The organism is Streptomyces katrae, assembly GCF_000966975.1.
GTDB lineage: Bacteria > Actinomycetota > Actinomycetes > Streptomycetales > Streptomycetaceae > Streptomyces > Streptomyces katrae.
This window is the reverse complement of sequence record NZ_JZWV01001823.1, coordinates 1-257: the sequence shown is the minus strand read 5'-3', so window position 1 is coordinate 257 and position 257 is coordinate 1. Positions and strand designations below refer to the sequence as shown.

The window sequence follows — 257 nt, the reverse complement described above, 5'->3', positions numbered from 1 at the left end:
CCTGGTCATCTCCGGCATCACCGGAATCCGCGTCGGGCGGATCATCGACCACCACGGCCCCCGCATGGTCATGACCGCAGGCTCGGCCACCGGCACCACCGGCCTGGTCGTCATCGCGCTCGCCCCGAACCTGCCGGTCTTCTTCGCCGGCTGGATCCTGGCCGGACTCGCCATGTCCGCCACCTTCTACCAGCCCGCGTTCGCCGCCCTCACCCGCTGGTGGGCCCCCGACCACGTCCGCGCGCTGACCATCGTCA

General features: G+C 71.2%; 1 protein-coding gene. It reads left to right on the top strand.

Features of this window, described 5'->3' with window-relative positions; all coding sequences use genetic code 11:
• Position 1: 1 nt before the first annotated feature.
• A partial coding sequence (locus VR44_RS40695; RefSeq protein ID WP_342669448.1) for an MFS transporter occupies positions 2-257 on the top strand: 256 nt, incomplete at its 3' end.